Raw genomic sequence first — 23,901 nt, 5'->3', positions numbered from 1 at the left:
GCGCCGCGGGCAGGGCCCGGCGACGCGGTTGATTTAACCACCCGAGTACCAGTTCAGTACCGGTTACGAGAAGTCAAAGCCAGCGCACGATGTTGATCTTGCGGGGAAAGTGACGACATGGCGCACGGAAGGGCGCGTGAAGGGGCCCGTTGTGCACGGAACGGCTCGTTTCTGCATGCGGCCGGTGCCGCAACTGGTCTTGCTGCCGGCGCTCCTTGCAAGCGCCGGGTGAAGTCGATGCCTTACCGTCGTCCGGCCCGGATGTCTTCGATGGTTTCGGCGATCAGACGTCGCTGGTCGACGAAGGTTGCCACGCTGTCTCGCATGGTGGCCAACAGCTTTTCCGTCTGCGCGCAGTCGGCGCCCGCCCCGGCGAGTTTTTCCGCGGTGGCTTCAACCGCCGCGATTTGAGCTTGTGCCGCCGCGATCTGCCGGTCGGTCTCTGCGAGGTGTTCCAACTCTCTTGCGAGGTCTGCCATGGCCGCTCCTTTCCACGTCAACCATGCCGATGATGGTGGAGCGCAGGCGCTGCAATCAGCGGGAATACCCCGTTTGCACTTTGCCGTGGATCAACGTCGCGGCGCTGTACTCTCGTCCCCCGGCGGGGGCTGCACGCGCCGCCATCATCCGGACGCCCTCGGCGGCGTCTCGGAACTGTGTCATCAAAGGAGGCGCCGCCTTGGGCTGCGGCGCCAAGCCCCCTTTGCAGGAGCCTGGCCGGCGGCCCGGACTCGGGGCGACACCGGCGCGCGTGGGCTGTGTCACGCGTGGGCGGTGGGGGCGATGCGCCGCCAGAGGGTTTTGCGTCCGGCCAATCCGATCAGCCCGGCGGCCAGCAGGGCGACGCTGGCCGGCTCCGGCACGGGCAAGTAAACGGCATCGACGTTGGCCGTCACCTCCATGATCCTGCGGCGGCCGAACATGTTGAGCTGGGCCGACGTGAAGGCGGTCGACCGGAGCTCGGTGCCGGTCAACTTGCCGAGGTCGATGTCGACGTCGATCGTGCCCGACGTACCACCCCTCATCCGAAAGTCGAAGCTGTCGACGACGGAATGATGGTAGATGTGGGCGATGGCCTCGTCGTGCCCCGCGCTGTCGACGATCTCGTCGACCGTCGGAGCGGTCACCCTATAACTGCCGGTATAGATCTGGTCGGGGGGGACTGGCAGGTTCAAATGGAGCACATCGCCGCGCACGCGCACGTTTTGCGTCACCGTCAGAACATCGGCACTGGCGGCGGTGGCGCTGACGACCAGGACGCCGACCGCCAAGGCCTGACTGAAGGCCTTGGCCGCCTTGACGCCGCCGAGTACGGGGCGGTCGCGGCAATGGGACGTGCGCAGCCTACCGCTGGGCGCAAAGGGGAGCAGGATCGGCATGGGTTTCTCCTTGTTGTGAGCGTGCTTCTGCAGACCGAGTTGGAACGCACCGGCCCTAGGGCCACCGATGGGGGAGGACAACGGACGAGGCCGGAAGCACGGCGGCTCGCTGGGCAACGGTAGGTCGACACCTTGGAATTCGCAGCGCCATGTGTGTCGCGATCGTTCACCTGTATCTCGCCGCATCTGCCTGAGCCGGGTCTGGCCGGGCTGGAGGCGTGCGGCGCGGACGAGGCAGTCCCCTCAATTGAGCGTGTCACAACAGTCTTGTGCACTCCGGTGCCCAGGTGCCGACGTACAGCAGATGCACGACGGACGATACGCAGTGACCTGTGCGCGGCCTAGAGCAAACGGCGTGCGGACTTGCGGCGGCCGACCGGGTTGGCGTGCCGCTCGACGTCGGCCCGTTCACGGTGTTGATCGTGCAACATGGAACATGGAACATGGAACACGGATCGCTGCAGTGCAGCGGCTGTGTGCGACGATCGAACTCATTGTGGGGGGGCGACACCTCCCTAGGCTTGATGTCATGAGTTGCGTTGGCCTCCAACTCAGAACCGACGTGAGGCAGGGGGGCGTGACGGCGTAAACGGCGTGAGGGGCCGTAGACCGAGGAGTTGCTCCCTCTTGCCAACCCCGGTGCGCAGCTCCTCAAGAAGAATCAAACCGGTTCAGTGGCGACGGCGAGCGTGTCGCGGAGGACCGGTAACGGGTCCTGCTTGCCCATTGACATGATTCATTGCAAATCTCCACAATCCATTTACCGCCTCACTGCGCAGGGCCGACAACGGTCGATGCGAGGTTTTCGGCGGCATGTTGGACACCTCGTGTCCAGTCAAAGGGAGAACGAGAACAATGAGAACTCAAGACGCCGCCCTTGGCGCACCAAACAGAGGGAGGGAGCCAGCCGGCTTCTTTCGGACGACGATCCCGGCGCTGATCCTCAGCGTCGCAGCGGTCGGCTTCACAGGTCCCGCGGGCGCTGCCTCGGTCACCTACACCTATGACGTGCTTGGTCGCGTCAAGACGGTGCAATACAGCACGGGTGTGCTGATCACCTACAGCTACGACGCGGCAGGCAATCGCACCAGCGTCGTCACCACCGTTCCCTCCTGATCGGCGGCCGCAGGGCCGTTCCTCTCTGGCGGCCGCAAGGCCGTATCGCTTTTCACTGCGCGAAGTCGTGCCCACTCCAGCGGGAGTGAAGGGCTCTGCTGTGGCTTTGCGTCTTGATGTCCGTCCGACGTTTGCGGGCCTGTCGGGCCCGTAGGGGTAAGCATGTCTGCAAGATTCATCGGCCACCTCTGGCGCACTTGTCTGGGCGTCGCGCTCAGTGGGATGTTGTTGTCGGCCGGTCATGCGGCCGGCGACGTGAACGGTCACGGCAACAGACCGGCCTCGAAGGGCCATCGGATGCAACTCGCACCCGCTCAACAGCAGAAGTTGGGGGCCGTCGAGGCGGCAAGCCACCGCGGCATCGGCCATGTTCCCTTGGCGCTGGTCGATGGACGGGACGCAGAGCGAGTGGTGCGCTCGCGCCGCCTGCCGGCGGAGGTCGAGGAACGCTTGCGCGCGAACGCCGCCAAGGCGGTTCAGCTCAAGGCGGCGCCGACGACCGTTGCTTCCACGGCAGTCACCGCGTCTGCTGCTGCGGCGACGCCGGGCAACTCCATTGCAGAACTGGCGCGTGCGCTGCGCCATGATCCCGACCTCATCTACGAGTACGTGTCCAACAACATCGCGTACGTGCACGGCTGGGGTTTCCAGAAGGGGGCCGAGGGTGCCGTCCTCGATCAGCGCGGCACCGCCTTCGACCTGGCCAGCCTGATGGTGGCGCTGCTGCGGGAATCCGGGATTGCCGCTGATTACGTCTATGGCGCGATCGAGTTGTCGGGCGGGGATCTGCAGAGCTGGATGGGCGTCGATCCTGCCGACGCCTGCGCGGCACGGCAGTACTTCGGCAACGCCCAGGTGCCGGTGATCGTGACCTGGATCGCCGAAGATGTGCCGTGCCCCGGTGGAAAGTCGGCGCTGGTGGGCATGCAGTTCCGGCACGTGTGGGTGCGCGCCGTCATCAACGGCAAACCCTATGTCTTCGATCCGAGCTTCAAGAGCCACCTCATCCATTCCGGCACCTCACTCGCGGCCGCGGCAGGCTATGACGCCGCCGACTTCCTGGCTGCCGCCCGCGCGGGCGCGACCATCACGCCGGACTTCGTGCAAGGCATCAATCGCACCGCGATACGCAACAAGCTGACCGGCTATGCCACCAAGCTGGCGGCGCACATCCGCGCCACCAGCCCGTCGTCCACGCTGACAGACTGGATCGGCGGCAGGACGGCATTCCCGAGCCATGGGCAGAAGCTGCGGCAGACGGCGCTGCCTTACCAGTCGCCCGACGTCCCGGTGGAGATCTGGAACTCGGTGCCGTCGGGCTACTACCCGACGTTGCGCGTGCAGTACCGCGACATCGATCGAACCTACACCTCCACCGAACTCTACGGGAAGCGCTTGTCCATCACCTACACCGCAGCACGCGAGCCGGTGCTGATGCTGGAGGGCGTGGAGCAGGCCAAGGGCATGCCGGTGCCCGCGTGGCGGGCCGACATCCTGCTGCTGGAGGTCGTCCACCACCCGTATCTCGATCCCTCGGTGAACCAGACCTCCCGCGTAACGATCACGCAGGGCGGCGCCTATGTGATCGGCAACGCTTGGGGTTCGGCAGGCCGCGCGGTGGCAGAACATCACCGGACGGTGCTGGGCAATGCGCGCTCGGCGGGTGCGGCGGACAGTTCCGAGGAGGTGCTGGGATCGTCGCTGGCCTTGCTGTCGTCGCTGTGGATCGCGCAGACGTCGCAGACACTGGAGTTGATCGACAGGCTGGCCGAGACGGACACCGTGGTGCACCACCTGGTCGGCGTGGCCGGCTACGGTGTGGACCGCTACAACAGCGGCCGACCCTTCGTGGACCTGCCCGCCAACCGGGTCAGCGTCGTCCATCGCCGAGGGGATGAGCGCCGGGCGCAGGCTGTGGTCCTGGCGCAGGCGATGCATGCGAGTGTGCTCGAATCGGCCGCAGTCCATCAAACGACCGAGTTGCAGGCCGCGTCCACCGTGTCGCTGATCGACCGTGCCGTGGCGACCAACCAGCGGATCTTCGATGCCAGGTCGGCCAACTTCGACACGGTGGTCAGACCGCAGTTGCAGGATTGCGATCAGTTCCTGTCCGACTTCCGCGCCGTCACGCGGAACGGCGGTCGCCTCATCGTGCCTGGAAGCTGCCAGCTGGTGGAAGGCAATTGGGCCGGTGTCGGCTACTTCGATGTGGCGGCGGACGGCAACCGCATCGGCGCGATGATCTCGGAGGTGCCCGGTATCGCGCGTGCGGGTGGCTATGCCGGGAGCAGCCTCAGCTTCGCCGAGACCGTGAGGCGCTCGTCGTCCACGGCGATCGCACCGACGCGTCTCTATCAGACGGCCGGGCACACCTACGGCGACCCGGTCGACACCTTCCGCGGGCATTTCCTGTTCGAGAACGACGACCTGCAGGCCGGCAACGGGGAGTTCCCTCGCGGGCTGCCCCTGCGGCGCCTGTACAGCTCGGGGATGAGAGCCCAGGCCGGGCCCCTGGGCAAGGGCTGGACGCACAGCCTTGCCAGCAGTGCGACCGTGAGTTCCGACGGCACCCAGGTGCTCGGCGAAGATTCCGTCCTCGACGCCGTGCCGGCGCTGGTAGAGATCATGGTCGCGCTGGACCTGCTGGCGGACCCCACGCCTTCCCTCGACAAGGTCGTGATTTCGACCCTCGGTCAGCGGTGGTTCGGCGACCAGCTGGTGTCGAACACGGTGGTGGTGCGTCAGGGGATGAACGGCGAGCTGTTCGTCCGCATGCCGGACGGCAGCTACAACGCGCCGCCGGGCAACTCGGCAAAGCTGACCAAAGCCGCTGACGGGACCTACACCTACGAGACCGTCAACCGTGTCAAGCTGCTGTTCGACGCGACCGGAAAGCTGATCACGTACACCGAACCCAGCGGGATCCAGGCCAAGTTCACTTACGAGGGGGCCAACGTCAAGGAGGTGTCCAACAGCCTTGGACGGGTACTGACGTTCACCTATGTCAACGGGCGTGTCGACGCGGTGAGCGACGGCTTCCGCTCGGTGCGCTACACCTACGACGAAAACGGCAATCTCAGCACCTTCAAGAACGCGGCGCAGCACGTGCAGACGTACAAGTACGACCTGCCGGGCCGCATGACGCAAAACTTCTACCCGAGCCACCCGACCGTCGCCTTCGCCACCAATGAATATGACAGCCTGGGGCGGGTGCGCACGCAGCTCAACGCGCACGGCAAGCGATACACCTATTACTTCTCCGGCCATCGGTCCGAGGAAGTGGACCCGCTCGGCGGCAGCAAGGTGTCGTACTTCCGACCCGACGGCCAGGTCGAGCGCTCGATCGACGAACTGGGCCGGGCCACGGTGCTCTCATATGACGGCCTCGGCCGGTTGATCGAGAAGCGGCTGCCCGAGGGCAACAACGTCGGCTACGAGTACGACGACGTGACCTGCGCATCGGCCGAGAAGCGGTGCACGAACAATGTCCTGGTCACGACGCAGACGCCGAAGACGAGCAGTGAGAGCCCGCTGACGACCCGCTACACCTACGAGCGCGCCTACCACCAGGTCGAGACCGTCAAAGACCCGAAGGGATACGTCACCGAGTACAAGTACACCGCGCAGGGCCTGCCCTTCACGGTGACCGGACCGGCGGACGCCACGGGTGCAAGGCCGTTCACCCAGGTCGACTACACGGCGTATTCGCGTGCCGGGTATCCCACGTTCTACTTGCCGACCGCGAAGACGGTGAAGACCACGGCGTCCAACAGTGTCGTGACGACCACCACTTACGACGCCGCGAAACGTTATGTCCCGAAGACCATGACCGCCGATGCCGGTACCGGCAAGCTGAACCTGGTCACGACGTACACCTACGACGCCATCGGCAACCTGCTTCAGGTCGACGGCCCGCGCACCGATGTGGCAGACATCACCAAGTATGCCTATGACGCCGAACGCCGGATCTGGCACACCACCGACCCGGTCGGCCAGGTGGTGCGTACGTTCTATGACGCGAACGGCCGACCGACTGGCGTTGCGGAGATGGTCGACACGCGCTGGGAGGCGACGTGCCGCACCTACAGCCCGAGCGGCAAGGTGCTGCGCGAATCGGGGCCCTGGTCGGTGGCCCAGGCCACCGAGTGCCCGCCGGTGGCGCCCGCGGTGCGCATCACCGATCACACCTATGACGATCTGGACCGCAGCAAACGCGTGATCGAGAACCTGCCAGCGGCCGACGGCGGGAACCGGATCACCGAGACCGAGTACTTTGCCAACGGCAGTGTCAAGAGTGTCAAGCGCGCCGTCGGCACACCACTGGAGCAGGTGTACAGCGCCTTCACGTACACGGACAACGGGCTGCTCAAAACCGTCAAGGATGCGAAGAACAACCTGACCACCTACGAGTACGACGGCCACGACCGGCGGATCAAGGTCAGGTATCCCCACCCGACCACGGTCAACCTGTCGTCCACGACCGACTTCGAGCAGTTCGGCTATGACAACAACGGCAATGTCACCAGCCATCGCAAACGCAATGGCCAGACCGTGACGCTGCTGTACGACGCGATGAACCGCGTGGTGGGCCGCAATCAGCCCACCGCCGCCGACAACCTGGTCTTCAGCTACGACCTGGCCGGCCGGCGCACCGGTGCCAAGTACGCGAACGGCGTGCATGCCGTGAGCTATGTGTGGGACAACGCGGGCCGGCTGAAGAGCACGCAAAGCGGCAGGCAGGTGCTGCAGTACCTGTATGACAACGCCGGCAACCGGGTGCGCATGACGTGGCCGGAGGGCGGTTTCTTCGTCACCACCTCGTACGACGCGGCCAACCGACCGAAGGAGATCAAGGAACTCGGCACCAACCTGCTGGCGCGCTACGAATACATCGGCCTGAGCAACCGCCGCTACCAGGCGGTCCACGCCAATGGCAACCTGTCGCAGTACAACTACGCCTACGGCCGCCTGTCGTTGGTCGGCCACGCGATCAACGGCGACGGGTTCGACGTGACCTTCACGTCTCGCTTCAACCAGGTGTTGGAGGTGAAGGCGGAGGACGTGTCGAACGACGTGTACCTCTGGAAGGGTGCCACGGCCGGCAGCAAAAGCTACGCGGCCAATGGCCTGAACCAGTACACGACGGCGGCCGGTGCCGCGTTGACCTACGACCGCAACGGCAACCTCGCGGGCGACGGCACCTGGACCTACACCTACGACACCGACAACAAGCTGAAGTCGGCCACGAAGACCGGGTTCTCCGCCGGTCTGGGCTACGACGCCGAGGGGCGTTTGCACCGCACCGTGATGGCCGGCGTGACCACCCACCTCCGCTACGACGGCACCGACCTGGTGGCGGAGTACGACGACGCCGGCAAGGTGCTGCGCCGCTACGTCCACGGCCCGGGCGGGGGGGAGCCGCTGGTCTGGTACGAGGGGGCCGACACCAGCAAGAAGAACTGGTTCTATGCGGACGGCCGCGGGAGCATCGTCGGCACGGCAGGATCGGCCGGAACCAGCACCGCCGTGTTCACTTACGGTCCTTATGGTGAGCCCAACGTCAGCACCGGGGTGCGGTTCCGCTACACGGGCCAGCAACTGTTCGGGCCGCTCAACCTCTATTTCCACAACGCGCGCTTTTATTCGCCCAGTTTGGGCCGCTTCCTCCAGACCGACCCGATCGGTTATGGCGACGGGCCCAACCTGTATGCCTATGCCGGCAACGATCCGGTCAATCTGGCGGACCCGAGCGGCACCTCCAGCATCCAGGCCGGCCGGTTCGTCTGCGGGCTGAGCTGCCAGAGCTATGCCGGGCAGTCGCTGGGGAGCCAGTTGCAAAACCAGGCCCGCTTTGCTAGCAGGCGCGACGCGGCGATTGGGGTCATCGTTCCCTTCTACGAAATCGTGATGAAGCACGACAGGGGAATGAATGTTTCCGGGACGGACATTGCGCTGGAAGCAGCGGGCATGGTGCCGGTCGGGAAGGTATTGAAGGTGGGCAAACTCGCAAAGGGCCGAGTCTTCACTTCCCCTGATCCGCTGGTCGGCGATCTTGCAACCAAGATCGACGCTGCTTATCCCGGCCATGTCGTCGGCGTCAACGTGCCGATTCACAATGCTGCAGGGCAACTCGTGACCGATGCCGATATATTGCTGAAAAATGGAGTCGTTCAAGTCAAGTCCGGTGGCGGCAAAGGCCTGACGAGCCAGCTTCAGCGAACCGAGCAGGCAACGGGTTTGCCCACCATCGGATACGGGCCAGATTTGAAGCCGTCGATTCTTCGAAGTTGTGCCGCCACCAACTGCGAGAAAACATTGATCGAGGTCGTGAAGCCATGAACACGCTGGTGTTGTTGCTCGAGCAGGGAAGCGAATGGAATCCGAACATTTGGGCGGCCGAGAACGGTGGAGAAACTGGAGCGAACGGTCAGATCATGATCGAACGCTCCGAAGGTTGGCTTTCGGTCCTCCGGGATGACAGTGTGCTAAACGACTTCGACGAAGATGAGCGTAGGCGGCTCTCCGAGTTGTTGACGGAGCCCGCCGGGTATTTGATCGAATGGAGGGACAGCGCCCTTGTTGAAGCACTGCTACAGGCCGTACCTCCCCAGACCCGCGCTGTCATCGACAACGATCACGGACTGTTGGTACCTGTTCAGGCCGTACGTGAGCGTCCTTTCGAGTCATGGGTGAGGGCAAGCATGTTGCGGTAGGGGCGCCGCGAAGCTTCGGCCCGGCGGAAGCGGCCCAGGCGGTGGGCCATATTCCTGACGGCCCCTATGTTCGACGTCAAACTGTTTGAGGATCTGGTCGAGTTTCAGCGGCGCCTGGTTGCCCGATTCCTCGCTCTGCATCCCGAGGCGCAGGGCAACGTCTGGTTGACGGGCGTGCCGATGCGCAGCGAGGTCGACCTGGGGGACGCCGTCTGGCTGGCCCGCCGGCATGGGGCCGGCATCGCCTTCACGAGAGTCCGGCCGGCGCCGCCTCTGCTGGTCGACGTACACGAGAAGCTGGACGACCCCGATGTCCTCGATCCCCTGCGCGTCCAGCAATTCGTTGAGTCCAGTGGCGCCGTGCTGAGTTACGACGAAGCCCATGGCATTTTGGAGGCAGCGGTCGAGGCGGGCGTGTTGGTCGGGCTCGGTGAGCGGCGCTTCAAGTTGAGAAGGCAAGAAGGCAAGGAGCGTCCGCCTAGATGAAGGCGCGGCTGCGTCCGGTCTCCTGAGCGCGAGGGGATGCACCCGCGCCGCCTGGGGCTCAGTGCACTGGTCGAGATCCGCGACAAGGAGGTACTGCGTCATGAAGTTTGCGGAAGTGAGACGGCATGCGATGGCCCTGCCGGAGGTGACAGAGGAACCGCACCACCAGTACTCGTCGTTCCGCGTGCGCGGCAAGATTTTTGTCACGGTGCCGCCTGACAAGGAGCACCTGCACATCTTCGTCGACGAGCCACACCGTGAACAGGCACTGGCCCTGTATCCGGAGTTCCTCGAGAAGGTGATGTGGGGCGGCAAGGTGGTGGGCGTGCGAGCGTCGCTGCCGTCGGCGTCTCCCAGCGTGATCCGCACCTTGGTCCGCCAGGCCTGGCAGTACAAGGCGCCCAAGTCGCTGGTTGCGGCCTCCGACCCGGGCAGGCCGTCAGGGGGCGGTGAGGGTTGACCCGCCCGCCTTGCCGGGCCGCCGGCCGTCCAACGGCGGCGGCGCTCCCGGCAAGCGGGGCCAACTCAAATCAGGCGACCTTCACTGGGCAGCGCGGTATTCCGCCCACAGTTGGTCGACCGGCTTGCCCGTGATGGCGCGGAAGGCATCGGGCGTCCACACCTTGCCGTCTTGGCCGTCCATCGTCAGGTTCAAGCGGTAGATGAAGCCGTCGTACCGTTGGTCGAGCCACAGCAGGAAGAAGGCGGTGGTGCGGTAGCCGTCGTTCCAGTTGCCGTTCGGATTGGGCTGCGCACCGTCGGGCACGAAGCCGTTCTTGAAGCGCACGGTGTCGGCGATGCCTTCGATCAGACCCGGGTCGGCGCCACGGCCGTCACGGTCGTCCTGCTGGTACATGTGGGTCATCTCATGGAACAGGATGCCCTTGATCTCCTTGCCGACATCCCGGTTCTCGTTCTTCACGCGCTGCAGGTGGTCAGTGCTGATCATCACGGTGATGTCGGCGCCGTCGCCCGACTTCCACGCGACCTGCCCGGGCGCGTAGCGGAGGATCAGTCGCACGCGGCTGGCGTTGCGAATCTCGCTGGCCTGCCGGTAGAGCGTGCGACACACCTTGCGCCCGATGTCTTGCATGAAGGCTTCGGGGTTGTCGCCCGAAACATCGAGGAAGAGCCGGCTGCGCTGCGGGTCGGTGTCCTCCTGCGAGAGCTGCACGGTGGGGGTGCATTTGGCGTCGAGTTCGGACGTGTTGCCGCCGCCTCCGCTGCCGGCGGTGAGCTTGAACGACGACGCCATGTCGTTCATGCCCATCGGCACCAGGTTGGCGTTGTCGCCATTCAGCACCAGAGAACGACCGCCATAGTTGGCGTGTTCATACAAAGTGACTTGTGCGCCGGCCGGCACCTTCACCGACGAGATGCGGTCGTTCCAGGTGCGCCCGACCCAGCCGTTGTTGGCGCTGCCGCAGAACGACGCGCCCTGGTAGTTGATGTCGGCATAGAAACAGACCGGGCTCGCCGCCGCGGCGGCGGCGGCAGCAGCAGCCTTGCCGAAAGACTGGGTCTGGGGTGGTGCGCTCCATGAGGCGGTCGCTGCCGAGCATGCACAGGCGAACGCAACGATCTGCCTGGTGAACCGGTGTGGCATTCGAGTCCTTTCAGTGGGTGAGGGTGCGCGGGCGGGCCCGCCGCGGCGAAGCAGCGCCACGGCGGCGGCGGCCCGCACGGCGAGAGGGGGGCATGGTCTAGCCATCGTCTGTGATGAACCGTGCGCATTCCTGTCAAAAGGTGTGGGCCAGAGGCACGATGGGCGCCACGCTTGCAGGCATTGGCGCGCGCCATAAGCCACCCCGCCGCGGTGGGGGCGTGGGCCACCGTTTCACCGCTTACGTTTTGAGGGCAACGTCGCCCGGGCGAGGTTGCGGCCCGTCGCTCACAGCGCCCCGGCTGTGGCGACGACCAGGTCTCGCAGCCACTGCTGGGCCGGGTGCACGTCATTGCGCCGGTGCCATATCAGGCCGAAGACCACGACGGGCAAGGGCAACGGCGGCGGGCACATGAGCAGCCGTGTCCGGGCCGGCGAGGCCAGCGCGACACGTCTCATCACCGTGGCGGTCATGTCGGTTTGCGCCACCACCGCGGGCGCCGCAAACATCTGAGGCAGGGTGAGCGCCAGTATGCGGCGCTTGCCGAGTTGACCGAGCGCTTCGTCCACCAGGCCATGCCGATCGCCTTCGGGTGAAACGAGCAAATGGGGCAGTTCGAGATAGGTCTTCAGGCTCATGCGCCGTTTCACCGCCGGGTGGCCACGTCGCACGATGGTCACGAACTCGTCTTGCAGGATGGGGCGCGTCAAGATGCGCGACTCGGGATGCGTGGGCGGGACCCCGACCGCGAGGTCGATCGTCCCGGCGTCGAGCAGGTCGACGGCCTTGTCGCGGCTCGTGTAGGTGTGGACATTGAGCGCGATCCCCGGGGCCTGCCTGGCCAGGGCCTTCGCCAGCGCCGGCAGCATCACGTGAGCCGGGTAGTCGGACAGGCCGATCGTCAAGGTCAACGATGCCGTCGCGGGCGCGAATGGAGGCTTTCTCAGCAGCGCCGATTCGATCTGCCGCAGGGCCTGCGAGATCGGCTCCGCGAGATCGCGGGCGCGGGGCGTGGGCAGCAAACCTTGTGCGCTGCGCATGAACAACGGATCACCCAACAGCGTGCGCAGGCGCGACAGCGCGGCACTCATCGCCGGTTGGCTCACGCCGAGGCGTGCCGCCGCTCGGGTCACGTTGCGTTCGTCCATCAGGGCGTCGAAGGCCGCCAACAGGTTCAGATCGATGCCCTGAAAATCCATAGAACGAATAACGCCGTATACCGTTTATCTGTTGGACGAATTCTAGTCGGCTCCACAGAATCCAGGCATTCCTCTCCACACCTCAACACGGAGCGATGCCATGCCCGACCTCATACCCAACGCCGCCGATCCCACCGCGGTCCGACCGCCGGCCACCTTCGACCACCACCGCTGACCCTGGAGCACCTCATGCAAGCACTGCGCATCCATGAATTCGGCGCCCCGGATCGAGCCGTTCTGCAGCCGGTGGCCCTGCGCGACCCCGGGCCTGGCGAAGCGGCCGTCCGCATCGAGGCCGCCAGCGTGAACCCTCTGGACCTCAAGATCCTGACCGGGGCGATGCAGTCGGTCTTTCCGGTCGAGCTGCCCTACACCCTCGGCACCGACATGTCCGGCGTGGTCGAGTCGGTCGGGACAGGTGTCACCTCGGTTCGGCCTGGCGACCGTGTCGTCGGACGACTCGAGCCGACGGCCGGCGGCGCCTTTGCCGAGCATGCGCTGGTGCCGGCGACCGCCTTGTGCGTCCTGCCTCCCGAGATCCCTCACGAGCAGGCCGCGGCCTTGCCCACCGCGGCAGGAACGGCATGGCAGGCGCTGTTCAAGGTCGGCCAGCTCATGCCCGGTCAACGTGTGCTGATCCATGCGGCGGCGGGCGGTGTGGGCAGCTTCGCCGTTCAGTTGGCGAAACGCGCAGGAGCACAGGTGGTCGCCACCGCCTCGGCGCGCAACCAGGCCCTGGTTCGCGACCTCGGGGCCGACCAGGTGCTCGACTATCGTGACGCAGCGTTCTGGGAAGGTCTTCAGGGGCTGGACCTCGTGCTCGACACCGTCGGCGGCGACACGCTGGCGCGGTCCTGGCAGGTCCTCGGGCCGGGCGGCACGCTGCTGTCCATCGTCGACCCGAACGTCGCGGCGCGCGGATCTTCGCAGGCGCAGTTCGTGTTCTTCCGGCACGAGCCTGACGTACTGAATCGGGTCCTCGCGGCCGTTCAGACCGGGGAACTCAAAGTGGTCCTCGACAGCCTCCATCCGCTGGACCGCGCCGGCGCGGCGCTGCAGCGTGTGGCCGGCCGCCACGCACGCGGCAAGGTGATCGTCCGGCCGACCGAAACGGGCGCGTGACCGATGGCGCGGTGGTCGGATGCCACCGCCTTTCCGGCGCCACGCCAGCCGCGTGGCACTCACTCACATGCAAAGGGAACACCATGAACACGATTACAACGGCAGCGGGGACCGCTGCACTGACCGCGACTGAGCCCCTCCCCGCAAACGCTGACGACCTGCGGGTGGTCGAAGCGCTTTACAGCCAGGTGCTGAGCGGCACCGCCAGCGGTGACCTGGCCACCCACTTGGCGCAAGTGTTGTCGGATGACTGGCAGAGCTTCGGCGACGGCTCGGGCCGTGTGAAGACACGGGACGAGTTCCTGGCCCAGCTGGAGGACATCGGCCGGGTGGCCCCGGACCTGACCTGGGAGGTCGAGGAGATGCTGCAGCTGAACAACCGGGTGGTCGTGCGCGGGCGCGCCCGGGCCACCCCCGTCGGCCCCTTCCTCGGGGTGGCGCCCAGCGGGCGCAGCTTCGAGATCATGGCGATCGACATCCACACCGTCGAGCGCGGCCGCATCGTCAGGAGTTATCACGTCGAAGACTGGCAGGGGGCGGTGCAGCAGTTGCAGGCCGTCTGAGCCGATCGTTCCGTCGCTTCGGCCCACGGCGGCGCGATGCCGCGATGTCGGCCGGGCCGTGTCTCACCTCTCATTCACCATTCAGGAGCGATCACGATGATCCCGCGCCCACCACTGCTTCGTCCACTCGCTGCCTCCCTGCTCACGCTGGCCGTCGGCCTCGCCGGCGCGGCAAGCGACGATCGCTCCGGAGAGAAACGGGTCGACCTGCGGAACATGGTCGAGGTCAGCCCCGGCGTCCATGTCATCGAGGACAAGGATCACATCGTGCTGGTGCCCAACGTCACGATCATCACCGGCCGCGATGCGGTGCTGGTCGTCGACACCGGCCTCGGCGTCGACAGCGCGACGCGCGTGCTGCAAGCTGCCGAGCGCCTGGCGGCGGGCAAACGCCTCTACCTGACCACCACGCATTTTCATCCCGAGCACGGCTTCGGCGCGCAGGTGTTCAAGGGCAAGGCAACCATCATCTACAACCGGGCGCAGCGCGACGAACTGCTGAAGAAGGGCGCGGCCTACCGGCAGCTCTTTAGCGAGCGACTCGGGGTGGCGCAGGCCATGAAAGAGGTGCAGTTCGTGATGCCCGACATCGTCTACGACCGGGAGGCCGAGATCGACCTGGGCGGGCGGGTGGTCAAGCTGCACTCCCCACCGCCGGCTCACACGCTGGGCGACCAGGTGATCTCGGTTCCCGCGCAAGGAGTGTTCATCCTCGGCGACCTGCTCGAAACCCGGTCCTTCCCGATCTTCCCCTGGTTCCCGGAGATCGGTGACACCGACGTCGACCCCTTGAACTGGCGCGAGATCCTGCGGACCGTGGAGGACACAAAGCCGCAGGTGGTGGTGCCGGGCCACGGGCCGGTCGGCACCGTGCAGGACGTTGCCGCTGCAAGGCAGCACCTCGACGACGTGCGCGAGGAGGTGACGCAGCGCTGCCACAGCGGACAGAGCCTGGCCGCCATCCAGCAGGCGATGACACCCCTGCTGCGCGCTCGCCATCCCGATTGGGAACTGCAGGACTGGATCGCAAACGAAATCCTGGTCTATCACACCCGTCTGTGCGGGGGACAGACCCGGTAGGGAGCAGGTCCGGATGCCGGGGAGACCCTGGTCGTGCCTGCCGGCGCTGCGGCGCGAACCGCCGCAGCGCGAGCGGATCACTCCTTCAAGCCGTCCAGCGAGTAGTTCACCGGCACCCACAGATAGCCCTTGCCGGCCGGCCGCACGCGGCCGAGGCCCGGAAAGCTGATGTGTGCCGCCCCGATGAGCGTGCCTTCGCGCGCGGCGGTGCGCAGGGCCTGCTGGCGCTGTTGCGCGGCGCGGGCATCGTCGACATCGAAGCGGATCGTCACGCCCGGCTGGGGAAACTGCACGTCCTTGGCATGGATCAGGTCACCCCACAGCAGCAGCCGTTGCCCCTGGCTTTGCACCTCATAGAAGGTATGGCCGGGCGTGTGGCCGTGGGTGGCGAGGGCCCGAATGCCGGGCAGCAGCTCGGCCCCCGGCTCGAAGGGCTGCACCCGCCCCTTTGCGATGTACGGCGCGAAGGCCGCCGCCGCCTCCGCAAAGCCGTGGTGGTGGCTGGCATCGACGCGCTCTTTGTTTTGCTCGTTGAGCCAGAAGTCATGGTCGTGCCGGTCGACGCGGACGACGGCGTTCGGAAACACGGCCTGGCCGTCCACCGTGAGGCCGCAGGAGTGGTCGCCATGGATGTGGGTCAGCAGCACCACGTCGATGTCCTCGGGCTGGTAGCCCGCGGCCCGCAGGCTCTTGACGAGCCGGCCGGCCACGGTGGGGCCGAAGAGCCGGCCGGCGCCGGTGTCGACCAGCAAGAGTTGGGAGCCGGTGTTGATCAGAAATGCGTTGACCGAGGTCTCGGTCTTGGGCTGCAGGTAGGCGTCGCCGAGCAGGCGCTCGACCTGCGTAGGGCTGGTGCGCGTGAGCAATTTGTCCAGCGGGATCGTGGCGGTGCCATCGGAGAGCGCGGTGACTTCGAACTGGCCCAGCATCATCCGGTAATAACCGGGGGCCTGGGTGCGCACTTGAGGGGCTGCGGCATGAGCCGGTGCCGGCACGCTGAGCGTGGTGGCGGCGAGCAGCAGCAGGGCGGCGCTGGCAATTGCTGCGGGACGGATGGCGCGGTGCATGGCGTGAGGAAGCGGGAGGTTCATGTCGAGGGGGGCTGAAAGCACGGGTTGCAAGATGGGGTTGGTGAATGATCCAATCCACCCCTTCATCACACAAATCGATTGATTCGATGAACAGTATCAGGGAGCGTGATTTTCGGGGGGTCGACCTCAACCTGTTGGTCACCTTGCATGTGCTGTTGCGCGAGAAGAGCGTCTCCCGCGCAGCCGTGTGCTTGCACCTGGGGCAGCCCGCTGTCAGCGGTGCGCTGGCCCGCTTGCGCGAGGTGTTCAAGGACGAGTTGCTGGTGCGCAGCCCGGGCGGGATGCAGCCGACGCCGCGGGCACTGGAACTGCAAAGCGCGCTGATCCCGGCGCTCGAGATGATCCAGGCGGTGGTGTCGGATGTTCCGGTGTTCGAGCCGGCGCGTGCGGCCCGCACCCTTCGGCTGGGGTTGCCGGACTGGGTCGACCTGTGGCTGCTGCCGCCGCTGCTGGCCGTGCTCCACCGTGAGGCGCCGGGATTGCGCGTAGCTGTCGTCGCGACGGATCCGTTCCGTGTCTCCGACATGCTGGCGCGCGACGAGATGGACCTGGCGGTCGGTGCCTTCCACCCGGGCCCGAGCTGGCAGCGCAGCCGCGAGTTGCGCACCTTGGGTTACCGCTGCGTGTACCGCCCAGGCCTGTTGGCGGCGAAGGCCCGGCTGACGCTCAAGCGCTACACCGAACTGCCGCACCTGCTGGTGACGTATCGCGGCGCCTTCCAAGGCGCCGTGGACGAGCAACTGGCCCAGCTGGACTTGCAGCGCCGCGTGCTCTACACCAGCCCGCGTTTTGCGTCGCTGCCGCGGGTGCTGCAGCAGGTCGATGCGCTGGCGACGGTGCCCGAGGTGGTGGCTCCCCTGTGGCAACAGGACTTCGGGTTGCAGTCGCAACGGCCGCCTTTGGAGCTGCCCAGCTTCACGGTGTCCATCGCACACCACGCCACCCGGGACCGGGACCATGCGGTGCAATGGCTGTGCGCGACGATCGAAGGGATTGCGGGGGAGGGCGGGCGCGTAGTTTCGGCGTGACGTGGTGTTGGTGAGAAGGATCGACAGCCACAGCGTCGGGTTGGGCCCGCGCAGTCGCCGCAATGTGCCGCTACCGGGCGTCCGTGCAAACGTGTCGCACGGACTCCGCTGCGGCGGCGATCGGCAAGGCAAGCAGGCCGATCGCCCCCGCAACGCGACCTCGAGCACTGACCGCAAGGCACAACGCTGCCAGCCCGCGAACCGTCGTGTCCGGCGTCGAAAAGAACAGGCGGTCAGACTCGGGCGCGCGCTGAAAGCGCCCGCCGGCGAGGCGTGCGAGCAAGGGTTCCGGCAAGGTGGCGGCCGGGCCGGTCAGCCAACCAGCGTGGCGACGGATCGAGTGCCATGCCACGAGCAATGCAGGGAGGTCGCGCAGGCGCCCGATCGAGACGCTGGAGGGAGGACCGGCGAGGCAGCGGGCAGCAGGGTTCGAGCGGCGAAGCTCGGGACGGTGCGGGAGATCGGCCGGTCCACGCAGCGCCCACACCAGGCCTGCCCGGCGCAACAGGCACAGTGCCCACCAGCCCGGGTCCCATTCGCCGGCATACAAGCCCAGGCGAGCGGAGCCGGGAAAGGCGTGGTGGTTGTTGTGCCATCCCTCGCCCATCGTCAGCAAAGAGGTGAGGGGCACGTTGTGGCCCTGTACCGCGGCCGCATCGACTTCGTGGTGCATCGGCCCGTGGTTGTGCGCGAAGTAGCCGACCAGCCAGTGGCCGACCACCCCCGCCGTCACGCGCACACAGGTGCCCCAGAACACGAAGGACCAGCCGCCCGCCAGGTACAGCACCAGTGCCGGTGGCAACTGTTGCCACATCCAGGTGCGCTCGAGGAAGCGGTAGAAGCGATCCTCGGCGATGTGCGGTTCGAGCGTGATGTCGGGCGGATTGTCCAACCTCAGTTCGCAGTGCAATTGCCACCAGGCGTCGCGCCAGAAAGTACTGCCGTGTTTCAGGTAGGGATGACAGTCGGGCAGGCGTTGCGCATAGTCCCTCAGCTCGTGCTGACGCAACAGGCCCAGCGGCCCGGAGAGACCGACCTGCACGCCTAGATAGACCAGCGCGTATTCGAGCCAGCGTGGACACTGGAAACTGTTGTGAATGAGCTTGCGGTGGCTGCCGAGGGAATGGCCTAGTAGCAAGACGATGCCGGTGCTGACCAGAAAGACCGAGAGTGCCACCCAGCTGGCCGTCGCCACGCCACCGATCATTGCCGCGCAGGCCATGGTCGACAACCAAAGCGATTTCAGCGGCGCGTAATGCACCGTGCCGTGCACAACCGCGTCCGCGGATGCAGACGAAACCCGGTGCGTCTTCAGGCTGGCGGGGAGGAGTGACATGGGACCTTCTTTCGTCAGTCAAAGTTTGCCAAGCAGACGCAAGAACGCTGTCCAGAAGCGATCGCCGCCCTGCAGAGCACCGAGCGCGCAACCGAGGATGCAGACGAGCACCAGAACGACGGTACCGGCCGCGTCGAAGGGGCCGAACTCGAGAAACATACCGCCTGCCACAAGCACTCCAAGCAGTGCGCCGCAGACGAGGCGAACCTTCTGCTCCAATGGGTCTGGCTTCGGGTCGAACTGAATGCGGGTGCCGGAAGACATGTAGGGTTCGGCGTGGAGCACAAGCCGCAGTTTGACATGTTGGCAGAGGAACGTCTCCTGTGCACTCCGACGAATTGCCGCCCCATGTCCAAACCGTTCCGCCGTGCCGAGGCTCATGTCCTGCGCTCTGCAACAGCCCCCCTAGCGATCCTCCGACGCTCTGATCCGGGCACGGTAAAGCCGAAACTGCAGCGTTCCCCCCAGCAGCGCCCCCCACGCCAGATGGTCGGCGACTTGAGGCCAGAACTGCAACGCGGCCACGGAGGGGAACGCCAGCGGCGCGATGATGCGAAGGTCGAGCCACGCGACGGCCGCGGCACCGAGGGTCGCCCACACGAGCACATGCCGACGGGGCAGCAGGGCGGCAAAGACCACGGTCCAGAACAGCGACACGGCGGGATGGACCAGCGCCGCGGCTGCGAACAGGGTGAAGGTATCGTCGACGTCGGGCAACAGCATCTTGCCCGCGGCGCGCGTGGCTTCGAGCGGGTCAGACCCGCGCACCAGCGCGTGGAGTGTGGAGGGGAGACCACTGAAGACCGTGGCCACCAGCCATGCGTAGAACAGGTCGCGCCGTCCGAAGCGACGTTTGGAGATCTGGGGTTCTGCGGCCATGGCGCGGTCGGTGGTGTAGTGATCCGCGGGGCAGTGTAGGACAACCGACTCACTCCATTGCCGACGCGGCGCGCCGGCTCGACGACACGAGGTGCTGCAGATGTCAGTGGCGTACTGCGGCCATGCATGCGTCAACGCCCCCCAGAACAGGGGGAAGCCCCCCAACAGGTGGTATTCGCACCGCGCGTGCCCCCCAGAAAATGCGGCTGTACCGCGGGCCGCTCATGCCGGGCCGCTCCCGATGACCCCCACCTGCTCCACCGTGAGCTTCAGCAGACCGCCATGGCCCAGTGCATCGTCTCCATCCTCATCAACCTCATGGTGTCAGCGTCGTTCATGGCGCGGGACGACATCTCCGAGAGTTTTCGCATGGGCCTCGTGCTGGTGTTGCTCGGCTTCCTGTTCTTGAGCCTCATCGGCACGCTGGGTTACGCGGCCACCCGCAGAACGCCGTTCGCTGTGATGGCCTTCATCGGCTTCATCGTGTTTGTGCCGATCGGCCTGATCGGGGTCTTCGGCATGCGAAAGATGATGGCCGCCGACAACGAGCGCGGCCTCGCGGTGCAGGGCCAGGAGACCTGAAGCTCCCCACGCGCCGCCCGGGCGAGTCGCGGCGTGGGGACGAAACTGCGCCGCCTCGACTGCAGCTGGCGACTGTCACGCAATCATCACATTGCGCAGCAATAGTGCGCCCCAAGAACAACAACAACAAAATAGGAGAAGAACAAGAATGACGACGTCCTATCTCTTCCCGGCCGGCTCGGCCTTCTGGCGCCTGCCCAAATATGCGGCGCTCGTGATGGCCGCTGTTGCCTGGTGGCCCGTGGTGAGCGGCCCCGGTTCCGTTGGGCTGGCGCTGCTGGCCAGCGGGCTCTGCTTCGCATTGCTCGTCGCAGCAGGTGAAGCGCACCGCAAGCGCCGCGACCACTTCCTGCGCCATGCCCCGCTGCCTCGCCATTTGCGGCAGGCAGTTCACAAGGTGTACCCCCACCTCCAGCCCGACCAGCTGGCCCTGGTCGAGCGGGGCTTGCGGCAGTTCTTCGTGGTCTGGCTGAACGGCCGCGACTTTGTCGCGATGCCTTCGCAAGTGGTGGACCGGATGTGGCACGAGTTCATTCTGGACACCGCGGCCTACCGGGAGTTCTGCCGCCGCGGCTTCGGCCGCTTCCTCGACCACAAGCCGGCGGCGACGCTGAACCAGAGCCGCACCGGCGCCAAGGCCGGGCTGCGCCACACCTGGCGGCATGCCTGCCGTTCCGAGGGTCTCGACCCAGGCCGGCCGGCGGCGTTGCCCCTGCTGTTCGCGCTCGACACCCAGCTCGCGATCCCCGACGGCTTCCGCTACAGCCTGGACTGCCACGAGTTCGCGCCTGAAGACCCGCGTGCCAGCTACTGCGCCACCGCGCTCAGCGGCTCGGCCTGCGGTGGCGGCACCTTCGGCGGCAGCTGCGCAGGCGATGCGGGGGGAGGAGGCGATGGCGGCGGGGGTGGTGATGGCGGCGGCGGGGGCTGTGGGGGCGGCTGTGGCGGTGGGGGTGGGGACTGAGATGGGTCGAACACCGTTGTGCCGCGTCGCCGACCTGCCTGAGGCAGACCGCCCCGCACGCTGGCGCCGTCAATCGAGCTGGGCGTCCAGTTGCTCGGCCTTCCCGAGGTAAAAGCGGGCCGAGGCCTCGTTGCCTTTGTCCTTGAAGCGAACCGACGCCAGCTTCGCCGCTTGCGCCGCCTCGCGCAAGGCCCGGACGGCAACATCGCGGTCGTCGCTCTGCACGGCCCCGCCTTGGTCGAACTCACCTGCCACGAAACCGTCCGGCTGCTCGAGCACGCCCAGACGGGGCGTACCGTCAACCAGCCGGCCATAGAAGAATTCAGTCGGCTTGTGTTTCGCGTAGGCGCGCAGCACACCGGGTCCGGAGGCCTTGCCGTTGACGCAGCCGCCTTCCCAACGCACCGCATGGTCGCGCCAGCCCTCGGGTGCTGCAAAACGGCAGTTCGGCTCGCCCTGCAGGCGCGGGCCGGCGACCTGGCTGCGGCCTTCGGCAAGTGCGGGCGAGGTCCAGGCTGTGGTCAGCAACAACGTCGCGATCGTCCGTGCAAGGGATGGGCGCATCGCCTTGATCAAAGTGTGTCGGGTCATAGGTCAGTTCGGGGTGGGTGACCGCCTGGCATCCGTCGATCCAGTCTGAACCGGCTGAATCGCGCGCGGAAGCGCCGGACTTTGATCGACGCCTTGTCCTTCAAGGCACGGTTGGCGGGCCGATCGGTCGTCAGTCTAGCCAAGATGTCACGGTCGGGCTCCGTGAGCGTAGCGCGAAGAACCTGGTGCAGCGGCTGCAGTTCAGGGCGCGTCTGCTCTGGCCTGGTGGCTGCCAGGTGTCGTAGCATTACGCGCTCCAGGCGTTGCCATCGATGGTCACCCGCGGCGCCACCTCTTTGTCGACACACTCCAAAAAAACATGAAGACGCAAGAACGAGACGAGCTGCTTCGAACATTGGCGGCGCGCTTTGAGAAGAACATGCACCGCCACAAAGGCGTGGCATGGGCAGATGTCGAGGCCAAGCTCGAAAGCAATCCCAGTGCACTGAAATCGCTGCGTGCCATGGAGGAGACCGGCGGCGAACCCGACGTGATCGGGCTCAAAGGCGAGGCGGGGCACTTCACGTTCTGCGATTGCTCGGTCGAGAGCCCGACCGGCCGCAGGAGTGTCTGTTACGACCGTGAGGCGCTGGACTCACGGAAAGAAAACAAGCCGCACGGCAGTGCCGTCGAGATGGCGGCGGCCATGGGCATCGAGCTGTTGACGGAAGAACAGTATCGAGAACTACAGAAGCTCGTCGAGTGCGACATGAAGACGTCGAGCTGGATCAGCACACCGGCAGACGTTCGTTCCCTGGGCGGAGCGCTCTTCTGCGACCGCCGCTATGGGCGGGTGTTCGTGTATCACAACGGCGCCCAGTCGTACTACGCAGCAAGAGGCTTTCGAGGCTTGCTTCGCGTGTGAAGTTTTTTGGGTGCTATCGCGTTTGGGCGCGCAGTGCGAACGGGCAATACGTTACGTCAACGGCAGCTGCTGCTTCGGGCACGACCGCTGGTGGGCCGATGCGGAGCCTGCTAGGCTTTCGGCCGAGAGCCTCGACATGCCTTCCGACGCACTGCCGCCCACCCAAGACCCCGACCTGCTGCGCCGCCTGCTGCGCGCCAAGGACCGTATGGACGCCGCTTCGCACGAGGCCTGGCCCGTCTCGCGGCTGGCAAGCCTGAGCGGCGTCTCCGAGGCCCACTTCGCCCGTTCGTTCAAGCAGGCCTTCGGCGTGCCGCCGCACCGCTACCTGCTCACGCGGCGCATCGAGCGTGCGACCGCGCTGCTGCGCGACACCGACCTGCCCATCACCGAGATCGCCTTCCAGACAGGCTGGGAGAGCCTGGGCACCTTCGGGCGCACCTTCCGCGACATCACCGGCGAGAGCCCGAGCGTGAACCGCGAGCGCAGCCGGGCCCAAGCGCATCAGCTCGACCGCGTGCCCCTGTGTATCGTCAGCGCCGCCCACCGGCCCGGCCTCGAAACCGCAGTTTCGGAGAAGCGGCGCCGCGAGGCGGGCGGTACAAAAGCGCCTTCGAAATGAACTGGAGGTCCGATGAGCCAAGGTGTCGATGTGGTCGGTTTGTATGTGCGAGACCAGGATGAAGCGCTCGCGTTTTATGTCGAGAAGCTCGGATTCCGCGTCCACACGGACGTGCGCAACGGCGACTTCCGCTGGCTGACGGTGCAGCACCCCGAGCAGCCCTCGTTCCAGCTGGGCCTGTTCACGCCCGGGCCACCGCTGCAGGACGAGGCGACTGCACAGGCACTGCGCGCGCTGGTGGCAAAGGGCGCCATGCCGCCGCTGGTGCTGGCGGTGGACGACTGCCGCGCGGCCTACGAGCGGATGCTGGGCCTCGGCGTGGAATTCACGCAGGAGCCCGTCGACCGTTTCGGCAGCGTGGACGCGGGCTTCCGCGATCCGTCGGGCAATGGCTGGAAGATGATCGGCGCCCGGCGCCACTGAAGGGGAAGCAGCCTTGCACCACAACAGCAACTGGAACCGTTGGGTCCGGCAGGCGCACCGTTGGCTGTCGGTGGCCTTCACGCTCACCGTCATCGCCAACTTCGTCGCCATGACGCGCGGCACACCGCCTCCCTGGGTGACCTATGCACCGCTGCTGCCGCTCGCCGTGCTGATGATCAGCGGCCTGTACCTGTTCGCGCGGCCGTACTTCGGCCGGGAAGCGCCACAAGAACGATGCCGCTGACGCCAGCGGTCGTG

General features: G+C 66.2%; 24 protein-coding genes. 15 read left to right on the top strand and 9 right to left on the bottom strand.

Annotation, left to right across the window (positions count from 1 at the left end; genetic code table 11):
* Nucleotides 1–242: 242 nt before the first annotated feature.
* On the bottom strand, nt 243–479 hold the full coding sequence (locus AAW51_RS17395) for a hypothetical protein (protein ID WP_157359946.1): 237 nt from the start codon (nt 477–479) through the stop codon (nt 243–245).
* A gap of 282 nt (nt 480–761) precedes the next feature.
* A complete protein-coding gene (locus tag AAW51_RS17390) occupies nt 762–1,379 on the bottom strand; it encodes a PEP-CTERM sorting domain-containing protein (protein ID WP_047195608.1) in 618 nt (205 codons plus the stop codon).
* An 855-nt stretch (nt 1,380–2,234) separates the two neighbouring features.
* Between AAW51_RS17390 and AAW51_RS17385 the strand changes: the two genes are divergently transcribed.
* The 5 genes from AAW51_RS17385 (at nt 2,235) to AAW51_RS17365 (ending at nt 10,154) form a co-directional block, all read left to right on the top strand.
* Nucleotides 2,235–2,495, top strand: a complete 261-nt coding sequence (locus tag AAW51_RS17385) for an RHS repeat domain-containing protein (RefSeq protein WP_083438376.1) — start codon at nt 2,235–2,237, stop codon at nt 2,493–2,495.
* 297 nt (nt 2,496–2,792) lie between these two features.
* Nucleotides 2,793–8,834: an RHS repeat-associated core domain-containing protein gene (locus AAW51_RS17380; protein ID WP_169788046.1), complete on the top strand. Its 6,042-nt coding sequence runs from the start codon at nt 2,793–2,795 to the stop codon at nt 8,832–8,834.
* A complete protein-coding gene (locus tag AAW51_RS17375; RefSeq protein ID WP_047195607.1) occupies nt 8,831–9,208 on the top strand; it encodes a hypothetical protein in 378 nt (125 codons plus the stop codon). The genes AAW51_RS17380 and AAW51_RS17375 overlap by 4 nt, the downstream gene beginning before the upstream one ends.
* Before the next feature lie 66 nt (nt 9,209–9,274).
* Nucleotides 9,275–9,694, top strand: coding sequence for a hypothetical protein (locus tag AAW51_RS17370; RefSeq protein WP_047195606.1), 420 nt, complete (start codon nt 9,275–9,277; stop codon nt 9,692–9,694).
* A 100-nt stretch (nt 9,695–9,794) separates the two neighbouring features.
* Nucleotides 9,795–10,154 (top strand): MmcQ/YjbR family DNA-binding protein, encoded by a 360-nt coding sequence (locus tag AAW51_RS17365; protein WP_047195605.1) that lies wholly within the window; start codon nt 9,795–9,797, stop codon nt 10,152–10,154.
* Between the two features lie 81 nt (nt 10,155–10,235).
* Here the strand turns inward: AAW51_RS17365 and AAW51_RS17360 are convergent, their stop codons facing one another.
* Both AAW51_RS17360 and AAW51_RS17355 read right to left on the bottom strand, forming a co-directional pair.
* The gene (locus AAW51_RS17360) at nt 10,236–11,300 is read right to left on the bottom strand and encodes a basic secretory protein-like protein (RefSeq protein ID WP_047195604.1); all 1,065 of its coding nucleotides are present in this window, start codon (nt 11,298–11,300) and stop codon (nt 10,236–10,238) included.
* A gap of 285 nt (nt 11,301–11,585) precedes the next feature.
* Entirely contained in the window at nt 11,586–12,497 is a 912-nt protein-coding gene (locus tag AAW51_RS17355; RefSeq protein WP_047195603.1) for a LysR family transcriptional regulator, read from the bottom strand.
* Nucleotides 12,498–12,686: 189 nt separating this feature from the next.
* Between AAW51_RS17355 and AAW51_RS17350 the strand changes: the two genes are divergently transcribed.
* From AAW51_RS17350 to AAW51_RS17340, 3 genes are all read left to right on the top strand, one after another.
* Complete coding sequence (locus tag AAW51_RS17350; protein WP_047195602.1) at nt 12,687–13,619, top strand: NADP-dependent oxidoreductase; 933 nt, start codon at nt 12,687–12,689, stop codon at nt 13,617–13,619.
* 83 nt (nt 13,620–13,702) lie between these two features.
* Entirely contained in the window at nt 13,703–14,182 is a 480-nt protein-coding gene (locus AAW51_RS17345; RefSeq protein WP_047195601.1) for an ester cyclase, read from the top strand.
* A gap of 96 nt (nt 14,183–14,278) precedes the next feature.
* On the top strand, nt 14,279–15,262 hold the full coding sequence (locus AAW51_RS17340) for an MBL fold metallo-hydrolase (protein WP_053013676.1): 984 nt from the start codon (nt 14,279–14,281) through the stop codon (nt 15,260–15,262).
* Between the two features lie 77 nt (nt 15,263–15,339).
* Here the strand turns inward: AAW51_RS17340 and AAW51_RS17335 are convergent, their stop codons facing one another.
* The gene (locus AAW51_RS17335) at nt 15,340–16,353 is read right to left on the bottom strand and encodes an MBL fold metallo-hydrolase (RefSeq protein ID WP_083438373.1); all 1,014 of its coding nucleotides are present in this window, start codon (nt 16,351–16,353) and stop codon (nt 15,340–15,342) included.
* Nucleotides 16,354–16,439: 86 nt separating this feature from the next.
* On the opposite strand from AAW51_RS17335, the gene AAW51_RS17330 reads away from it, so the two are divergent.
* On the top strand, nt 16,440–17,381 hold the full coding sequence (locus AAW51_RS17330) for a LysR family transcriptional regulator (protein ID WP_047195599.1): 942 nt from the start codon (nt 16,440–16,442) through the stop codon (nt 17,379–17,381).
* 70 nt (nt 17,382–17,451) lie between these two features.
* On the opposite strand, the gene AAW51_RS17325 is transcribed toward AAW51_RS17330, so the two are convergent.
* Genes AAW51_RS17325 through AAW51_RS17315 form a run of 3 tightly spaced genes read right to left on the bottom strand, consistent with a single transcriptional unit; the run spans nt 17,452 to nt 19,596 of the window.
* Nucleotides 17,452–18,717 (bottom strand): acyl-CoA desaturase, encoded by a 1,266-nt coding sequence (locus AAW51_RS17325; RefSeq protein WP_083438372.1) that lies wholly within the window; start codon nt 18,715–18,717, stop codon nt 17,452–17,454.
* Between the two features lie 18 nt (nt 18,718–18,735).
* Nucleotides 18,736–19,098, bottom strand: coding sequence for a hypothetical protein (locus tag AAW51_RS17320; protein WP_157359945.1), 363 nt, complete (start codon nt 19,096–19,098; stop codon nt 18,736–18,738).
* Nucleotides 19,099–19,122: 24 nt separating this feature from the next.
* Nucleotides 19,123–19,596, bottom strand: a complete 474-nt coding sequence (locus tag AAW51_RS17315; RefSeq protein WP_053013675.1) for a hypothetical protein — start codon at nt 19,594–19,596, stop codon at nt 19,123–19,125.
* A gap of 282 nt (nt 19,597–19,878) precedes the next feature.
* On the opposite strand from AAW51_RS17315, the gene AAW51_RS17310 reads away from it, so the two are divergent.
* A complete protein-coding gene (locus AAW51_RS17310; RefSeq protein ID WP_047195597.1) occupies nt 19,879–20,178 on the top strand; it encodes a hypothetical protein in 300 nt (99 codons plus the stop codon).
* A gap of 148 nt (nt 20,179–20,326) precedes the next feature.
* Nucleotides 20,327–21,142, top strand: a complete 816-nt coding sequence (locus AAW51_RS30470) for a glycine-rich domain-containing protein (protein WP_053013674.1) — start codon at nt 20,327–20,329, stop codon at nt 21,140–21,142.
* A 69-nt stretch (nt 21,143–21,211) separates the two neighbouring features.
* Here the strand turns inward: AAW51_RS30470 and AAW51_RS28300 are convergent, their stop codons facing one another.
* A complete protein-coding gene (locus tag AAW51_RS28300; RefSeq protein ID WP_053013673.1) occupies nt 21,212–21,733 on the bottom strand; it encodes a hypothetical protein in 522 nt (173 codons plus the stop codon).
* A gap of 319 nt (nt 21,734–22,052) precedes the next feature.
* Here AAW51_RS28300 and AAW51_RS17295 point away from each other — a divergent pair, with 319 nt between their 5' ends.
* The 4 genes from AAW51_RS17295 (at nt 22,053) to AAW51_RS17280 (ending at nt 23,887) form a co-directional block, all read left to right on the top strand.
* On the top strand, nt 22,053–22,598 hold the full coding sequence (locus AAW51_RS17295; RefSeq protein ID WP_047195596.1) for a DUF4256 domain-containing protein: 546 nt from the start codon (nt 22,053–22,055) through the stop codon (nt 22,596–22,598).
* A gap of 136 nt (nt 22,599–22,734) precedes the next feature.
* Nucleotides 22,735–23,220: a helix-turn-helix domain-containing protein gene (locus AAW51_RS17290; protein ID WP_047195595.1), complete on the top strand. Its 486-nt coding sequence runs from the start codon at nt 22,735–22,737 to the stop codon at nt 23,218–23,220.
* 12 nt (nt 23,221–23,232) lie between these two features.
* Entirely contained in the window at nt 23,233–23,643 is a 411-nt protein-coding gene (locus AAW51_RS17285) for a VOC family protein (protein ID WP_047195594.1), read from the top strand.
* A gap of 13 nt (nt 23,644–23,656) precedes the next feature.
* Nucleotides 23,657–23,887: a hypothetical protein gene (locus AAW51_RS17280; protein ID WP_047195593.1), complete on the top strand. Its 231-nt coding sequence runs from the start codon at nt 23,657–23,659 to the stop codon at nt 23,885–23,887.
* Nucleotides 23,888–23,901 lie beyond the last annotated feature (14 nt).

This window comes from Caldimonas brevitalea (assembly GCF_001017435.1).
Lineage (GTDB): Bacteria > Pseudomonadota > Gammaproteobacteria > Burkholderiales > Burkholderiaceae_C > Caldimonas > Caldimonas brevitalea.
The sequence above is the reverse complement of the archived record's forward strand: the minus strand, read 5'-3'. Positions and strand labels throughout refer to the sequence as shown.

Excerpts from the sequence above, each read along its gene's own strand:
- AAW51_RS17285 (WP_047195594.1), top strand. The coding sequence starts at position 23,233 with ATGAGCCAAGGTGTCGATGTGGTCGGTTTGTATGTGCGAGACCAGGAT.
- AAW51_RS17345 (WP_047195601.1), top strand. The coding sequence starts at position 13,703 with ATGAACACGATTACAACGGCAGCGGGGACCGCTGCACTGACCGCGACT.
- AAW51_RS17290 (WP_047195595.1), top strand. The coding sequence starts at position 22,735 with ATGCCTTCCGACGCACTGCCGCCCACCCAAGACCCCGACCTGCTGCGC.
- AAW51_RS30470 (WP_053013674.1), top strand. The coding sequence starts at position 20,327 with ATGACGACGTCCTATCTCTTCCCGGCCGGCTCGGCCTTCTGGCGCCTG.
- AAW51_RS17390 (WP_047195608.1), bottom strand. The coding sequence starts at position 1,379 with ATGCCGATCCTGCTCCCCTTTGCGCCCAGCGGTAGGCTGCGCACGTCC.
- AAW51_RS17325 (WP_083438372.1), bottom strand. The coding sequence starts at position 18,717 with ATGTCACTCCTCCCCGCCAGCCTGAAGACGCACCGGGTTTCGTCTGCA.
- AAW51_RS17395 (WP_157359946.1), bottom strand. The coding sequence starts at position 479 with ATGGCAGACCTCGCAAGAGAGTTGGAACACCTCGCAGAGACCGACCGG.
- AAW51_RS17350 (WP_047195602.1), top strand. The coding sequence starts at position 12,687 with ATGCAAGCACTGCGCATCCATGAATTCGGCGCCCCGGATCGAGCCGTT.
- AAW51_RS17335 (WP_083438373.1), bottom strand. The coding sequence starts at position 16,353 with ATGAACCTCCCGCTTCCTCACGCCATGCACCGCGCCATCCGTCCCGCA.
- AAW51_RS17315 (WP_053013675.1), bottom strand. The coding sequence starts at position 19,596 with ATGGCCGCAGAACCCCAGATCTCCAAACGTCGCTTCGGACGGCGCGAC.
- AAW51_RS17360 (WP_047195604.1), bottom strand. The coding sequence starts at position 11,300 with ATGCCACACCGGTTCACCAGGCAGATCGTTGCGTTCGCCTGTGCATGC.
- AAW51_RS17385 (WP_083438376.1), top strand. The coding sequence starts at position 2,235 with ATGAGAACTCAAGACGCCGCCCTTGGCGCACCAAACAGAGGGAGGGAG.
- AAW51_RS17330 (WP_047195599.1), top strand. The coding sequence starts at position 16,440 with ATGAACAGTATCAGGGAGCGTGATTTTCGGGGGGTCGACCTCAACCTG.
- AAW51_RS17320 (WP_157359945.1), bottom strand. The coding sequence starts at position 19,098 with ATGAGCCTCGGCACGGCGGAACGGTTTGGACATGGGGCGGCAATTCGT.
- AAW51_RS28300 (WP_053013673.1), bottom strand. The coding sequence starts at position 21,733 with ATGACCCGACACACTTTGATCAAGGCGATGCGCCCATCCCTTGCACGG.
- AAW51_RS17295 (WP_047195596.1), top strand. The coding sequence starts at position 22,053 with ATGAAGACGCAAGAACGAGACGAGCTGCTTCGAACATTGGCGGCGCGC.
- AAW51_RS17380 (WP_169788046.1), top strand. The coding sequence starts at position 2,793 with ATGCAACTCGCACCCGCTCAACAGCAGAAGTTGGGGGCCGTCGAGGCG.
- AAW51_RS17340 (WP_053013676.1), top strand. The coding sequence starts at position 14,279 with ATGATCCCGCGCCCACCACTGCTTCGTCCACTCGCTGCCTCCCTGCTC.
- AAW51_RS17355 (WP_047195603.1), bottom strand. The coding sequence starts at position 12,497 with ATGGATTTTCAGGGCATCGATCTGAACCTGTTGGCGGCCTTCGACGCC.
- AAW51_RS17370 (WP_047195606.1), top strand. The coding sequence starts at position 9,275 with ATGTTCGACGTCAAACTGTTTGAGGATCTGGTCGAGTTTCAGCGGCGC.
- AAW51_RS17365 (WP_047195605.1), top strand. The coding sequence starts at position 9,795 with ATGAAGTTTGCGGAAGTGAGACGGCATGCGATGGCCCTGCCGGAGGTG.
- AAW51_RS17375 (WP_047195607.1), top strand. The coding sequence starts at position 8,831 with ATGAACACGCTGGTGTTGTTGCTCGAGCAGGGAAGCGAATGGAATCCG.
- AAW51_RS17310 (WP_047195597.1), top strand. The coding sequence starts at position 19,879 with ATGGCCCAGTGCATCGTCTCCATCCTCATCAACCTCATGGTGTCAGCG.